Source organism: Paenibacillus sp. GCM10027629, from assembly GCF_042676425.1.
Classification (GTDB): domain Bacteria; phylum Bacillota; class Bacilli; order Paenibacillales; family Paenibacillaceae; genus Paenibacillus_K; species Paenibacillus_K terrigena.
Genome location: NZ_JBHTGZ010000009.1, coordinates 154,934 through 169,135 on the forward strand (window position 1 = coordinate 154,934; position 14,202 = coordinate 169,135).

The 14,202-nt window shown below is 47.7% G+C and carries 14 protein-coding genes and 1 riboswitch; of the genes, 11 read left to right on the forward strand and 3 right to left on the reverse strand.

Annotated features, from left to right (window positions below; all coding sequences use genetic code 11):
- Positions 1-16: 16 nt before the first annotated feature.
- Entirely contained in the window at positions 17-1,051 is a 1,035-nt protein-coding gene (locus ACFQZR_RS09920; RefSeq protein ID WP_379345327.1) for an ABC transporter substrate-binding protein, read from the reverse strand.
- Between the two features lie 91 nt (positions 1,052-1,142).
- Positions 1,143-1,252, reverse strand: a riboswitch (TPP riboswitch).
- Positions 1,253-1,335: 83 nt separating this feature from the next.
- Positions 1,336-2,319 (reverse strand): class II fructose-bisphosphatase, encoded by a 984-nt coding sequence (gene glpX / locus ACFQZR_RS09925; RefSeq protein WP_379345329.1) that lies wholly within the window; start codon positions 2,317-2,319, stop codon positions 1,336-1,338.
- A gap of 252 nt (positions 2,320-2,571) precedes the next feature.
- On the opposite strand from glpX, the gene ACFQZR_RS09930 reads away from it, so the two are divergent.
- The 3 genes from ACFQZR_RS09930 to ACFQZR_RS09940 all read left to right on the forward strand — a co-directional run bounded on the left by ACFQZR_RS09930 (position 2,572) and on the right by ACFQZR_RS09940 (position 4,355).
- Complete coding sequence (locus ACFQZR_RS09930) at positions 2,572-2,751, forward strand: GapA-binding peptide SR1P (RefSeq protein WP_018759245.1); 180 nt, start codon at positions 2,572-2,574, stop codon at positions 2,749-2,751.
- 114 nt (positions 2,752-2,865) lie between these two features.
- The gene (locus ACFQZR_RS09935; RefSeq protein WP_379348790.1) at positions 2,866-3,465 is read left to right on the forward strand and encodes a CBS domain-containing protein; all 600 of its coding nucleotides are present in this window, start codon (positions 2,866-2,868) and stop codon (positions 3,463-3,465) included.
- An 86-nt stretch (positions 3,466-3,551) separates the two neighbouring features.
- Positions 3,552-4,355: a pyruvate, water dikinase regulatory protein gene (locus tag ACFQZR_RS09940; RefSeq protein ID WP_379345332.1), complete on the forward strand. Its 804-nt coding sequence runs from the start codon at positions 3,552-3,554 to the stop codon at positions 4,353-4,355.
- A gap of 283 nt (positions 4,356-4,638) precedes the next feature.
- Here the strand turns inward: ACFQZR_RS09940 and ACFQZR_RS09945 are convergent, their stop codons facing one another.
- On the reverse strand, positions 4,639-5,610 hold the full coding sequence (locus ACFQZR_RS09945; RefSeq protein ID WP_379345334.1) for a LacI family DNA-binding transcriptional regulator: 972 nt from the start codon (positions 5,608-5,610) through the stop codon (positions 4,639-4,641).
- Between the two features lie 156 nt (positions 5,611-5,766).
- Between ACFQZR_RS09945 and ACFQZR_RS09950 the strand changes: the two genes are divergently transcribed.
- From ACFQZR_RS09950 to ACFQZR_RS09985, 8 genes are all read left to right on the forward strand, one after another.
- The gene (locus ACFQZR_RS09950; RefSeq protein WP_379345336.1) at positions 5,767-6,960 is read left to right on the forward strand and encodes an MFS transporter; all 1,194 of its coding nucleotides are present in this window, start codon (positions 5,767-5,769) and stop codon (positions 6,958-6,960) included.
- A gap of 18 nt (positions 6,961-6,978) precedes the next feature.
- Entirely contained in the window at positions 6,979-7,770 is a 792-nt protein-coding gene (locus ACFQZR_RS09955; protein ID WP_379345338.1) for a Cof-type HAD-IIB family hydrolase, read from the forward strand.
- 182 nt (positions 7,771-7,952) lie between these two features.
- Positions 7,953-8,384, forward strand: coding sequence for a GntR family transcriptional regulator (locus ACFQZR_RS09960; RefSeq protein WP_379345340.1), 432 nt, complete (start codon positions 7,953-7,955; stop codon positions 8,382-8,384).
- The gene (locus ACFQZR_RS09965) at positions 8,377-9,066 is read left to right on the forward strand and encodes an ATP-binding cassette domain-containing protein (RefSeq protein WP_379345344.1); all 690 of its coding nucleotides are present in this window, start codon (positions 8,377-8,379) and stop codon (positions 9,064-9,066) included. Before ACFQZR_RS09960 ends, ACFQZR_RS09965 begins: the two co-directional genes overlap by 8 nt.
- On the forward strand, positions 9,063-9,893 hold the full coding sequence (locus tag ACFQZR_RS09970) for a hypothetical protein (protein ID WP_379345347.1): 831 nt from the start codon (positions 9,063-9,065) through the stop codon (positions 9,891-9,893). Before ACFQZR_RS09965 ends, ACFQZR_RS09970 begins: the two co-directional genes overlap by 4 nt.
- Before the next feature lie 13 nt (positions 9,894-9,906).
- Positions 9,907-11,112 carry a hypothetical protein gene (locus ACFQZR_RS09975; RefSeq protein ID WP_379345349.1) on the forward strand — a complete coding sequence of 402 codons (1,206 nt, stop codon included), beginning with the start codon at positions 9,907-9,909 and terminating at the stop codon, positions 11,110-11,112.
- Between the two features lie 17 nt (positions 11,113-11,129).
- Positions 11,130-11,402 carry a hypothetical protein gene (locus ACFQZR_RS09980; protein ID WP_379345351.1) on the forward strand — a complete coding sequence of 91 codons (273 nt, stop codon included), beginning with the start codon at positions 11,130-11,132 and terminating at the stop codon, positions 11,400-11,402.
- Between the two features lie 171 nt (positions 11,403-11,573).
- Positions 11,574-13,856, forward strand: coding sequence for a glycoside hydrolase family 3 protein (locus ACFQZR_RS09985; protein ID WP_379345353.1), 2,283 nt, complete (start codon positions 11,574-11,576; stop codon positions 13,854-13,856).
- The last annotated feature ends 346 nt before the right edge of the window (positions 13,857-14,202 follow it).

Below are 14,202 nucleotides of genomic sequence, written 5' to 3' on the forward strand. Positions count from 1 at the left end.
TGAACACGCTATTTTTTTATTGTTTCGGTAAAAAATCATTCGTAAACGCTTTGTCCGGATCAAATGTGCCTGTCAGCAATTTGTGTTCTGTCATCCAATCCGCATAGTTGACCCACACGTCACGCTTCTGTACGCCCCAAGCCGCTGCATCGTCTTGATAACGCGGGCTGAGCCATTTCTGGCTTGCTTTTACAAGATCGGCGTTCAAATCTGGCTCTGCCTTAATGAGAATATCTGCTGCTTCATCCGGTTTCTGTATCGCAAATTCATATCCTTCTGCTGCACCCTTCACGAAGGCGCGTACGAGGTCAGGCTTTTCGGCAATCATCTTCTCGCTTGTGGCAAGAACCGGTGTATAGTAATCCAATTTCGAGCTGTAGTCCTTCAAATAAATCATGTTCATCGGCTCTTTGCGCAGTTCGGCTTCAACACCCGTCCACGCATAATAGATCCATGCAAAGTCGATGTTGCTCTTCGTCGCTGTGAAATAATCCGCGCTGCCGATACTCACATTGTTGACCTTCTTCACATCCGCTTTCTCGGTCTCCATTAAGGACTGCAGCATGGCTTCTTCATTCGGAGATCCCCAGCCACCGTAGGTTTTGCCTTCAAAATCTTTTGGCGACTTAATGTTCTTGTCTACAGGGGATGCGAATCCTGAAGTGTTGTGCTGAATGATCGCCGCTAGCGAGACGATCGGCACGTTCTGCGTACGTCCGAGTGTAATATTTTCCTGGTAGCTAACCCCGAATTCGGCGTTTCCCGCTGCGACCATCATATCTGCGCCGCCTTCACCTGGTTGAACGATTTCGACATCCAAGCCTTGTTCTTTAAAAAATCCTTTATCTCTCGCGACATATAGCCCGGTATGATTCGTGTTCGGCGTCCAGTCGAGCACGACTTTGACCTTCGTTAGTTCTTTCGGTGCTTCCTGCTGCTGAGCTGCCTCACCGCTCTGTTCTGTTGTTTTGGTTGGTTCTTCTGTTTTGCCGCCGCATCCTGCGATGACGATGAATAGTGTGAGACAGATGAGCCATAATGATTTTTTCATGGTGACAGTTCTCCCCTTTTTTCATTTTCTGTAGTTCGACTGACAAATAAAAAAACGCCCCCAACCGGAGGCGTTAGCATAAGCGAATATCACAGAAAATAAGCTTCGTTCCTACGCTGGCATTATCCAGATCAGGTATAAGGGTCAGTGTCATATGGGACACAATCTCAGCCGGCCATTCCAGCACCCCTGGGGGTATTCAATTCATCAGGAGTCCTCATTATATCAAAAATATAAGAGAATGCATAACAAAATTTAAGTATTTACCTAAGTAGTCAAAAAGTTTAAATCACTTGCCCTAAATAGGCGTCTAGTTGAGGCTTGCTCGGCATGTAGTGAATGGAGCGTAAGTATCGAATCGTACGCGTCTCGGCACGCATCACAATGGAATGTGTCTCGGCTTGATCGCCTGCGAGGAACTTCACACCACCGACGAAATCACCTTGCGTGATTCCTGTTGCCGCGAAGATGACATCGCCTTTACCTACCATTCGTTCCATCGTCAGCATTTCGTGTGGATTCATAATATTCATCGCGTAGCAGCGATTTAGTTCTTCTTCGTTCATCGGCATCAATCTGCCTTGGATTTCCCCGCGAAGGCAAGTCAGGGCTGCTGCTGCCAGTACGCCTTCCGGCGCACCGCCAGATCCGATATAGAGATCGACCCCAGACTCTGGAAAAGAAGGTGCCATTGCACCTGCGACATCGCCTGCATTGAGCAATCGAATACGAACGCCCGCGTCGCGTAGAATTCGAAAGTGCTTCGCATGACGCTCACGGTCCAGAATAGAGACGGTCAGCTCCGAACGTTTCTTGCCGAGGCCAAAAGCGGCTTTCTGAAGCGTCAGTTCGAGCGGATCATCAAGGCTCAATAAGCCGGCAAGCGCAGGACCGCAGGCCAGCTTCTCCATATACATATCCGGCGCATGAAGGAGCTGACCGCGTTCGGCGATCGCCATGACCGCAAGTGCCCCGTTCAAGCCTTTCGCAACGAGCTCGGTACCTTCAACGGGATCCACTGCGATGTCGATCGCTTCGCCTTCGCCATTACCGACTTCCTCTCCAATATATAGCATCGGCGCTTCATCCATCTCGCCTTCGCCGATGACGACTTTCCCGTGAATTGGCACATTTTTGAACATGCTCCGCATGGCTGTTGTCGCCGCATCGTCTGCTTCATTTTTCATGCCTCTACCGGTCCATTGCGCAGCCGCGATGGCTGCCGCTTCCGTTACTCGCACCATTTCCAGTGATAATAGTCTTTGCATTATAGGGCCTCCATCTCTATTTATGATGTAATATTAGGCTTTACATTCTCTATTTATTATGACACAATAAATCATATGATGTACATCCTATTTTTGCAACAACTATTATCTATCCACATAAAAAGAGCGTAATAAGTACAATGTAAGCCACATACACTTTTCAGTAGCAGATGAACTATACGTTCTGATTCCTTAAGATTGTTACATCATATATACCGGACTTATTTCATAATGAAGAGGGGATGAAACAACATGAATGAAGCGATGAATGAGTTAAGATGGGGCGTTGTGCTCTGCTCGCGTTGTAACAGCATTATTGATATGGTGGAGACGGAGAAACCGTCTGTTTATTATAGTCAGTGTAGAAGCGGTCAATGTTCTGCTGAATCAGGCGTCGTGAGGGAAGATTCCTCCGATCCTTATAGCGGCTAAGGACATGGACGAATAGGTGCAGATACGATATGATGAGGATAATTGTAAGATGAACCGATTTCAGTAAGAATTAAGGAGTGAAGGGTCATACAGCTATCGTCGCGGCAATATGAAATTCTACAACTTGTACAAGATCATGCTCCGATTACCGGGGAACAGATTGCTGAACAGCTTGGCGTCAGTCGGCCAACCATTCGTTCGGATTTATCGATTCTCGTCATGCTCGGTCATTTGGATGCGAAGCCGAAGGTCGGATATTTCCTCGGCAAGCAGAATCGTCAAGAAAACCTAGTCTCGCCAGATGTCCTGGTGAGAGATGTGCAGATGCCGCCGATTATCGTGCGTGAGACCGCCACGGTAAGCGATGCGGCTGTTGCGCTGTTCTTGGGCAATACCGGCGTACTCATCGTGACGGACGAAGATGGGGTGCTGCTCGGTGTTATCTCCAGTAAGGATCTGCTCAAGGTGACGATCGGCAATCCGAGTGCGGCAACACTGCCTGTTGGCGTCGTCATGACACGGATGCCGAATATCGTTACGGTGACCCCAGAGGATCATTTATTGGATGTTGCTCGGAAAATGGATGATCATCATGTCAGCACCTTGCCCGTCGTTGTCCCGTATGGAGAGGGCAAATCGTCCGAGAAATGGGAGGTTGTCGGACGCATATCCAAGACGACCGTGAATAAAGTTATTTTAAAACTTGCAAAATGAATGGGTTTCATCAAGTTACTACCTTATGATCACGAACCGAAAGTCGTATTGACTTGAGCCATATTGGAAAAAGGGGAGAAGGATGAATGGGGCAGGAGCCACAGCAGATGATCACCATATGCTCGGACTCCGTCGGTGAGACGGCGGAGAGTGTCGTTCGAGCGACAATGAAGCAGTTTGCCGGACAAGACGTACAGTTGCGTCGAATCGGGCAAATTAAGTATGAAGATGATATACGCGCCATTATGGAAGAAGTCAGTCGGAGCGGCGGTTTTGTTGCGTATACGCTCGTTCAGCCTGAACTGAGGGAAATGATGCGATCTGAAGCCATCCGACTCGGGATTCGCGCCGTCGATATTATGGGTCCGATGATGCAAGCTTATATTGATACTTTTCATGATGCGCCGAGCCGTAAGCCGGGATTGCTTCACCAGCTGGATGAACATTATTTTCGCCGGATGGAAGCGATCGAATATTCGGTGCAATATGATCATAGCCAGGATGTGAAAACGCTGCCAGAAGCGGACATCGTGCTGCTCGGCGTATCACGTACTTCCAAGACACCGCTCAGCATTTTCCTCGGCCATAAAGGTTACAAGACAGCGAATGTGCTCGTCGTACCGGAGATGAAGCCGCCGAAGGAACTGTTCCAGCTCACGAATCAACGTGTTGTCCTGCTCACGATGGACCCTGAGCAGATGCTCAAAATCCGGACCGAACGCTTGAAGACACTCGGTCTCCCTGCAGGCGCAAGCTATACGACACGGGAACGCATTCAAGAGGAGCTTGATTATGCGCATGCGCTCGCCAAGCAGCTGCAGTGTCCGGTCATCGATGTGACGGATAAAGCGATTGAGGAGACGGCGGGATTAATACTAGGGAATATATAAAAGATGCCAGACCTGTGAGGGTCTGGTTTTTTGTTGTTCGACTGTGGGGGGATGAATGTTAGTTCGGAGGGGAGGGGTGTCTCGTTCCAGCCAATTCTTGTCCGCCATTTGCTTGAATAGATTGGAAGGATACAAATGGCTACCAAAGATCGGACGCAGGCTCTTCCACGAGACACCCCTCCTCCTCTTGACATTCATGAAGGGTTCGAACAACACAAAAGAAGTCAGTCCCTCAAGGGTCTGGCTTCTTTTTGTAGAGGGGCGGCAGAGAGGATGGGCTGCGCTAGGACGGCGCACTTGCTCCTGCCTTAGCTCTGAAGACGAGAGAATGCTGAACCGGGATTCGCGTATTCTCTTCACTCAATAAGAGCGAGACGGCCTGTTCGCCAATGCTCGTCATATGATAATTTATGCTCGGGAAGCCTAGGATTTCACTTAATGGCGTATTCTCCTCGCCAATGATCTCGAAATCTCGCGGATAGCTGTACCCGTGTGATTGCGCTGCAGCAATAATGCCAGCGGCGACCTCATCGCCATTGGTGAAGATCGCGTCCGGGATGATCGACTTCTGGAACATGACCTCGCCAATGCGTTTCCCATCGTGATAGTCGAAGCATTGGTCGAAGAATTGATTTTCATAATCCTCGGAGATGATTTCTTGATACGCCTGAATGCGTAATCGGGTGCTTGGACTCGATTGAACATCTCTCCCCGAAGTGAAATGGATATGTTCATAGCCTTTGTTCTTCAAATGGTTGAACACTTCAATATACGCGGCATATCGATCTGGGTACACAGACGGAATATGCGGGACAGGACAAGCCTCGCAGCATACGATTTTGCCCCACTCGGACAAGGTTTGAATCTGTTCATGATGTAGGGTATGCGACGTGAGCAGAATGCCATCAATCGTCTTCTTTTTCAATAGTGTAAGATAGCTGCTCTCAATGACATTCTCATAGTACGAAGGAAGTAAGAGGACTTGGTAATGTAATTCATGCGCTTTTCTCAGTATGCCGTTAATGAGTTCATCGAAGCAAGAGTTATTGTTGTACGGCACAATGACGCCAATGGTATTCGTCTTTCCTCGGCTTAGCTTTACCGCATTGCCATTCACCGAGTAATTCAATTCCTTCATGACTGCCATAACTTTTTCTTGCTTGTCTTTAGTGACATAAGGATGATCATTTAGGACGCGGGATACGGTTGCAATGGAGACACCCGCCATTCTAGCGACATCTTTAATATTCGCCATAAAGGCTCTCCCCCTTTTCTACACATTCGGACTCATTGTAACATGTTGATTTCTTTTTTAGAAATATGGATTGTATGCTTGACTTGAAACGCATTTCATTCTTTACAATGAACAACATCAGCAGGAATATTCCTATTTCTAGAAGGAGGTTAAGGCATGAGAACCTTTGCGATTGCATCGTATTCATTGTATTTTCTAGCAGGACTGGTCATAACAACGATCGGTTCCGTGATGCCGCAATTGCTCGCTCACTATGAACAATCTTATACGGTTGGCGGGCAGATGGTCTTCGTGAGTGCAGTCGGATTTATTGCAGGCGTGCCGATTTCCGCATGGCTTATGAAATCGTTGAAGAAAGAGAAGTACGTCCTCGCGCTCTCAGCGGTTATCATTGCGATCGCACAGCTCAGTATAGGGTCGCTTCCGTCGTTCGGCTGGGTTGTGGCGCTCAATTTCATGAATAGTGTTGGCGCCGCTGCTATCGAGTGCGTCGTAGCAACGCTTATGATGGAAGTGTTCGTGGGCCGCCGTGCGGTGGTTATGAGTTATCTTGAAGTATCTTTTGGGATTGGTGCGCTTTGTATGCCGCTGATCGCCAGTGTTTTGATTGCGAACCAGGCCTGGCAGTATTCCTTTTTCGTAACGGCTTGTCTTGGATTGATCATGGCCGTGGTATGGTGCTTCATATCCTTTGCGAAGGAGCGGTCAGATGAGGCAGAGCCGTTGGATGCGAATATCGCACCGCCGCCGATGTTCAAGAACAACCACATGAAGCGCTACATTCTGTTCGCATTCGTCTTCTTGATTTTCATCTATAGCGGGATCGAAGGGAGTCTGAATCATTTCATGTCTTCCATCTTCCTGACCCATTTAGAAGTTACACCTTATTACGCTTCATTGAGTATAGGACTATTCTGGATGGCGATGGTAGTCGGCAGAGCAGCTACGGGTTGGATTATTCGCAAAGTAAATTATGCGCAATATTTGCGCTGGAGTATGTTCGGCACGCTCGCGGTGATCATCCTGTTTGCGATATGTAGGGAGGCCGTGGTCGGCTTTATCTTGGTCATAATGATGGGGTTAACGATGTCGGGCGTCTATTCGATTACGATGGTGTACGCGAATCATACGTTTCCTGGCATGGCGCGGCTCGTGACCAGTCTAGTTACGGCTTTTGCCGGATTCGGAGCAGCAGTATTCCCTGCCTTGATCGGGTATGCGATGGACCATTCTGGCACGGTATCTGCGCTGTGGTATATTGCTGGCTTTGCAGTAATTTACTTGCTCATCCTGCTGCTGGGCATCGGTAGATTCTATCGTCATCAAGCGGGTGTGGCGTTAAACGAATGAATATAGGAGGACTTGAAAATGAGTATTCAGATGATCGCTGTAGATATGGACGGCACGTTTCTAAATGACCGTAAGGACTACAATCGAGATCGCTTTCGCGAGCAGTATGCGGAGATGAAGAGAAAAGGGATTCGTTTTGTCGTAGCTAGCGGGAATCAATATTATCAGCTGAGGTCCTTCTTCCCTGAAATTGAACATGAAATCGCTTTTGTTGCGGAGAATGGCGCTTATATTGTTGACGGGAATGAGGAAGTATTCACAGGGCGAATGTCCTCCGAGACGATCGCGAAGACGCTGGAAATTCTGAAGCACTATCCTTCCTCGAACATTGCGATATGCGGCAAACAAAGTGCGTACATGCACCATGATGAAACCGATGACTATTATGACTATTCCATTCAATTTTACCATCGCTTAAAGAGAGTAGAAGATTTAACGCGGATTGAGGATCAATTGTTCAAATTTGCCCTTCGGTTTCCGCTTGAAGAGCTGGATCAAGCACTTGTGAACTTAAAACGTGAGTTAGGGGAGGAGGTTACCCCTGTGGCGTGTGGCCATGGGGATGTGGATATTATTGTGACTGGCATTCACAAGGCGCATGGCATTCGGCTGCTTCAGCAAAGATGGCAGATTGCAGACGATAAGACGGTAGCTTTTGGCGATAGCGGCAATGATATTGAAATGCTAAGGCATGCACATTACAGTTATGTGATGGAACATGCGAGTGACATTGTGAAGAGGGCGGCGAAGTATCAGATCGGTTCGAATAATGCTGAAGCTGTGCTGGATGCGATAGACAGCCTACTATGATGGGCACATGGAAGCCATTCCGATGAGGAATTGGCTTCTTTTATTTCACTAGGTCCATATTACACGAGATAAAAATAATAAAAACGAGCTATTGACACAATGATGTATTACGGACATAATACACTCATAAAGTGTATGAACTACATAGTACACACACTTGGCGATGAAGACGAGGGGTGAACATGAAGATGAATGAAGGGTGGACGAGTGTTGTCTTTAATAACCGAGACCCTGTCTATCTGCAAGTCGTTAGGCATTTCAAGGAGCAGATCGCAACAGGCCGATTGAAGGCTGGGCAGGTTATTCCTTCCCGCAGAGAACTCGGCGCTTTGCTCAAAATAAATCCAAACACGGCGCAGAAAGCCTATAAGGAAATGGAGGAGCAGCGGTTGATTATTACAGAGGGGAATTCGCCGAGTCGGATCACCGAGGAGGCTGAAATATTGCGAGCCATACGTTCGGAACTAATAGAAAGTGCAGTGGAATCTTTTGTCGTGTCAGTTCGGAGAATTGATGTACCCGTCGATGAACTGCTGGATCTTGTCCGGACGAAATATGTGGAGGAACGCGCCCGTACGAATCAAGCGGAGGAGGGGGGCAGCATCCATGATTGAGGTTATTGATCTACATAAACGATACCGTGGACGCAAAGTATTGAACGGTGTCTCCTTCACCGCGGAGAAAGGGCAGATTACATGCCTGATCGGCATCAACGGAGCGGGCAAATCGACGATACTTAAGGCAATCATGGGTCTTACTCCACTGAAGAGCGGTATGATTCGAATTGATGATGCGCCTGTTGGGCCGGCGATGTATGAGAAGGTTGCTTTCGTACCTGATCACCTAACGACGCCAACCGGGATGAGATTGTCGGAGGGCATGCAGTTCATGAAGGATTTCTATCGGAATTGGAATGACGTTCGTGCAAATGAATTATTGGCGTTCTTCAAGTTGGATCGGACGGAGCGTGTGGGTAACCTGTCCAAAGGGACGGCAGCGAAATACAGTCTATTGCTCGGGTTGTCGCAAGACACGGATTATATTTTAATGGATGAGCCGTTCTCGGGGATCGACATGTTCAGTCGCGAGATCATCGCGGAAGTCTTCTCGACAGACCTCATTGAGGATCGTGGGGTGCTCCTAACCACCCATGAGATTGATGATATGGAGCATTTGATCGACCAGGCGGTTCTGCTCCAGAATGGTACGGTTCGCCTCGCTTTTGATTGCGAAGAAATGCGTACATCGGAAGGGAAGTCCGTCATTGATGTGATGAGGGAGGTGTATACGGGATGAATAGGTATTTAAAATTGGTTAACATGGAAATTCATCGCTTCCGTTATATTCTCGCTTCCTTAATGGTGGTAACGTTGATCAGTCAGATTAGCTCATGGATTTGGACACTTCAGCGGGCTGTATCGATCAAGGAACAAGGACTGAGTCCAGCAGATGTCGGATTTGAATTACCGAAGCTTCTCTCCTTCCCATGGGCGATCGTGTCGACGAGGCAGTGGTTCATTCTTCCGATCTTGCTTAGCGTCACAGTGCTAGTGTTGTATGCGCTGATTATATGGTATCGAGATTGGTTCGGTCGATCGACATTCATTTACCGGCTGCTTATGCTGCCATCGGTGAGATGGGTACTCTATGTATCCAAGCTGACTGCCATTGTATTGTTCGTATTTAGTATGATTTCTTTTCAATTGGTGCTGCTTGCTGGGGAGAGTATGCTCTTTAACATGATTGTACCGGCTGAGATGCGGACAAGTTCGACGTTTGTTGAAGGGATTACGATGAATTATGCACTGGAAATTCTTTTAACGAAACAATTCGAGCAATTCGTCTATTCCTATGGACTGGGCATAATCGGCATCATGGTCCTATTCACGGCTGTGCTACTCGAGCGAAGCTATCGGCGGTGGGGAATTCTGTATGGGATTGGCTATGTTGCATTATGTGCTGTTACCATTCTATTCCCGGCACTCCTTCTCGGATTGGATCGCTCTAGCGGATACTATTACCCGAGTGATATATACGCTATGGAGCTAGCTGCTTGCCTGCTTGTCTCCGTAATCTCTGTATGTCTTGGATTCTGGCTGCTTCGCAAGAAGATCACGGTGTAAAGGAGAGATTACGATGAAACGTTATTTATTATCAATTGTCCTCGGACTTTGTACGTTAGGTATATTGTGTACGTACTATACTTATGGCGCGGCGGATCATTTGCCTGAATATAAGCTGACGACGGTTCAAGGAGATCCGAAAGAGGGTACGGTGATCGAGCTATCCGGCAATTATGGAGGGAGAATGCGTTCGGAGTCGTTATCTGTAACGGTGGACGGAAGCAAGTATCGGAGTCGAGAGACCCTGCGTGATCAGATTCTAGGTGCGCGCTCATGGGTATATAACAATAAGGAGATGGAACAATGGATACGCGATCATCGCCAGTTCATGCGCGGCAAGGATCAGCTGTATGGATTTTATAAAGATGATGAATGGTTGATTTATGTCACAGGCTCCACGAGGGTTGGCTTAAGTATCGAACGGTTAAACCTGAAGACCAATGAAGTGCAGCAGTATACGACCAAGATTCCTGTTCAAGTTGAGAAGGGGTTCTATAACGTCGTCGATGTGCAGAAGATTAAAGATAAACTTCATGTTATTACGCTGCAAGATACGAAAGCGACGCAAATCCAGCAACCCATGCAATATTTCCATTATGTGTTGAACTTTGATAACGGTACCTTAATACAGAGTGAACAAATCACACATTGGAAAAATACCAAAAAAAATGTTGAGACCGATTATAATACAATGTACAATGCCGGTACTCCTAACAATTATTTAGCATTTACAGTGACAGAAAATAAGATTTCAGACAAAAAAGAAAACTCGTATACCAGTGAAAGGATTGCTACTCATATATACGTATATTCGTATCAGATGGGGAAGCTAGTAGCGCTGCCAGATCCGAAGCAGCAATTTAATCCTCGTACGAACTATTACCATGAAGGCGACCAGATTTTGTATACGACGTACGATAATCAGACGGTACAATTATCCCGTTATAATCTGGTGACAGGACTTGAAGAACGAGACTATGCAACGTTTAAGGCCTCGCAATTCGGTGCAGATGAAGTTCAATCGGTGATCGTTTCCGGCAATCGTGCCTATGTCTCTTTGATGAAAGGGACTTCCCCGAAGGCCGTCGTGTTAGATACAGCGGATGGAAGTGTACGCTATGTTGGTGAAGTGTCTTTTGAAGGACCTGCTTCGGAGCGTGCGAAGGAAATGAAATTGCTGCAGTTATACAACCTGAATATTAATGAATGGGTTTCTTAGAAAAGAGGTACAGCCCGATGGATCAAACGATGAGCTTTGGGCATAAGATTGAGATATTAAGAGGGTTAGAGACGTACGGGTATCAAGTAGCGCATTATATGCTACAGGAAGAGGAGCTTGCGTTAGATGCAGTCAAATTAGCTCTACTGGAGATCAGTGCGAAGGATGAGTTTTTCACAGAAGAAATCGCCTCACAACGAGCACAATGGCGCAAATTGGTTATGCGTCACGCGATCCACATGAAGCAGATATGGTTAGTCGCGAAGCAGCGGAATCCTATTCTGAATTAGGGTGATTTTTAACCCTTGATAAGTTGGATGAGAGAGAGACGCCCAAAAAGAAGTTAAAAATGGCTACTAAAGTCTATCGTTCCCGCCTGTCTGACGACAGGCGTTTTTTTATATAATGGAAGAGAAATGTAAGCGATATCTTCGCTAGAAATAGAGCAGGAGGGATCAGGAATGTCCGATCTGAAACAAACACCTATAACAGAACAACAGGATACGATTAAGTACGTCAAAAATAACGGCGGCCCAATACTCGGCTACTCGACAGCATCAGGCGTCTCCATATTGGAGCATGACGGACTATTTTTCAAGGATTTAAGCAAAGATGGGACACTCGATAAATATGAAGATTGGCGGTTGTCTGCTGATGAGCGGGCGAAGGACCTTGCTTCCAAAATGACGATCGAACAAATCGCGGGACTCATGCTATACAGTAGACACCAATCGATTCCTGCGGTAAGTACGGGGTGGTTCGCAAGCACGTATAGCGGCAAAACCTATGAAGAGAGCGGTGCGAAGCCTTGGGAACTGACGGATGAGCAGATCGGGTTCCTAGCGAAGGACCATCTCCGTCATGTACTCGTAACGAATGTTGAGAGCCCGGAGGTCGCGGCGCGTTGGAGCAATAAGGTGCAAGCTTTTGCTGAGTCGACGGACTATGGCATTCCGGCGAATAACAGCTCGGACCCAAGACATAGCTCGGACGTGAACTCCGAATTTAATGCGGGAGCAGGCGGTCATATCTCGATGTGGCCAGAGACCCTCGGACTTGCAGCGACGTTCACCCCTGAGATTACGCGTCAATTCGGGAAAATCGCAGCGAAGGAGTATCGCGCCCTTGGACTAGCAACAGCGCTCTCGCCGCAAATCGATATTGCAACAGATCCGCGTTGGTTCCGGTTCACAGGCACGTTCGGGGAAGATTCCAAGCTGACGACGGATCTGGCACGTGCGTATGTCGATGGCTTCCAAACTTCAACCGGGGATCAAGAGATTGCGGACGGCTGGGGCTACAATAGCGTAAATGCGATGGTGAAGCACTGGCCAGGGGGCGGATCTGGCGAAGGTGGTCGGGATGCGCACTACGGCTGCGGTAAGTATGCGGTGTATCCGGGAAATAACTTTGATGAGCATTTGATTCCGTTTACGGATGGTGCGTTCAAGCTGGATTGGAAGACGGAGAAGGCTTCTGCCGTGATGCCGTATTACACAGTTTCAGTGGATCAAGATCCAGTGAATGTCGAGAATGTAGGGAACTCGTACAGCAAGTATCTCGTGACCGATTTGCTCCGTGAGAAGTACGGCTATGACGGTGTGGTCTGCACGGATTGGCTCATCACTGCGGATGAGTCCGGCAGCAAGGATTCGTTCCTCACGGGTAAACCGTGGGGTGTGGAAGAGCTAAGCATTGCGGAACGCCACTACAAGCTGATCATGGCAGGCGTCGATCAGTTCGGGGGCAACAATGAGATTGAACCTGTGCTGGAAGCGTATCACATGGGCGTTATCGAGCATGGTGAGGAATATATGCGTGGTCGATTTGAAAAGTCGGCGGTTCGTCTGCTTCGGAATATTTTCCAATTGGGATTGTTCGAGAATCCGTATTTGGATGTTGAAGAGAGCGCGCGTGTCGTAGGCAATCCGGAGTTCATGACTGCAGGGTATGAAGCCCAATTGAAATCGATTGTGATGCTGAAGAATAAGAATCAAGTGCTTCCGATGAAGCCGAAGAGCAAGGTCTATATTCCGAAGCGTTATTTGCCAGTGGGGAAAGATTGGTTCGGGTTCCCGACGCCGGAATCGCTCAAACATCCTGTGAATTTGGAGATTGTGGAGAAATATTTCCACGTCACCGATAACCCGGATGAAGCGGATTTCGCGATCGTGTTCATTTGCAGCCCGAACTCGGGCACCGGGTATAGTCAGGAAGATGCGGATCAAGGCGGAAATGGGTATGTGCCGATCAGTCTGCAATATCGGACGTACACGGCCGAACACGGTCGGGCGCAGAGTCTTGCAGGGGATGCGCGTGATAGCGATGTGCTGAACCGTTCGTATCTTGGCAAGAGCGTAACGCCTCATAATACAACGGATCTCGATAGCGTTCTGGAGACTAAGGCGAAGATGAAGGGCAAGCCGGTCATCGTCTCGATGACCTTAACGAATCCGACGATCGTCGCTGAATTCGAGTCGGAAGTGGATGCGATCATCGCGAACTTTGGTGTACAGGATCAAGCGATTATGGAAATTGTGTCCGGTGCGGTCGAGCCTTCTGCGCTGCTTCCTATGCAAATGCCAGCCAACATGAAGACCGTGGAGGAACAGCTCGAGGATGTCGCGCATGATATGGACTGCCATGTGGACGCGCAGAATCATGTCTATGACTTCGCGTTTGGATTGAATTGGAGCGGTGTGATTGAGGATACGCGTACGGCGAAATATAAGAAGCATAAGTAATGGAGATGCCCTTATTCCGTGATGGAATAGGGGCGTTTTTTTGTTGTGTGGGCTCGAGGGGGTAGGATAACTGCAAATGTGCAGTTAATTTGGGTGCTGTGCGGAGGAGTGATGCGAATAACTGCATAAATGCAGTTAAATTTACTTCTTTGGTAGCGAAAATGCTAGAATAGCTGCATAATTGCAGTTATTTCTCTCTATTGACGTATAAGTGGACTAAATAGCTGCGTTATTGCAGTTATTTTTCGGCGGAGGGGTAATTTCACTAGCATACATAACGATTGTACGAGATTCATGGCGTTTTCGGTCTTTATTGTATTATTTTACAGGATATGGCGGAGATGTG

Coding starts and splice junctions, on each gene's coding strand:
- ACFQZR_RS09985 (WP_379345353.1), top strand. CDS start 11,574: ATGTCCGATCTGAAACAAACACCTATAACAGAACAACAGGATACGATT.
- ACFQZR_RS09975 (WP_379345349.1), top strand. CDS start 9,907: ATGAAACGTTATTTATTATCAATTGTCCTCGGACTTTGTACGTTAGGT.
- ACFQZR_RS09940 (WP_379345332.1), top strand. CDS start 3,552: ATGGGGCAGGAGCCACAGCAGATGATCACCATATGCTCGGACTCCGTC.
- ACFQZR_RS09920 (WP_379345327.1), bottom strand. CDS start 1,051: ATGAAAAAATCATTATGGCTCATCTGTCTCACACTATTCATCGTCATC.
- ACFQZR_RS09965 (WP_379345344.1), top strand. CDS start 8,377: ATGATTGAGGTTATTGATCTACATAAACGATACCGTGGACGCAAAGTA.
- ACFQZR_RS09930 (WP_018759245.1), top strand. CDS start 2,572: ATGAATGAAGCGATGAATGAGTTAAGATGGGGCGTTGTGCTCTGCTCG.
- ACFQZR_RS09980 (WP_379345351.1), top strand. CDS start 11,130: ATGGATCAAACGATGAGCTTTGGGCATAAGATTGAGATATTAAGAGGG.
- ACFQZR_RS09945 (WP_379345334.1), bottom strand. CDS start 5,610: ATGGCGAATATTAAAGATGTCGCTAGAATGGCGGGTGTCTCCATTGCA.
- glpX (WP_379345329.1), bottom strand. CDS start 2,319: ATGCAAAGACTATTATCACTGGAAATGGTGCGAGTAACGGAAGCGGCA.
- ACFQZR_RS09970 (WP_379345347.1), top strand. CDS start 9,063: ATGAATAGGTATTTAAAATTGGTTAACATGGAAATTCATCGCTTCCGT.
- ACFQZR_RS09955 (WP_379345338.1), top strand. CDS start 6,979: ATGAGTATTCAGATGATCGCTGTAGATATGGACGGCACGTTTCTAAAT.
- ACFQZR_RS09960 (WP_379345340.1), top strand. CDS start 7,953: ATGAAGATGAATGAAGGGTGGACGAGTGTTGTCTTTAATAACCGAGAC.
- ACFQZR_RS09950 (WP_379345336.1), top strand. CDS start 5,767: ATGAGAACCTTTGCGATTGCATCGTATTCATTGTATTTTCTAGCAGGA.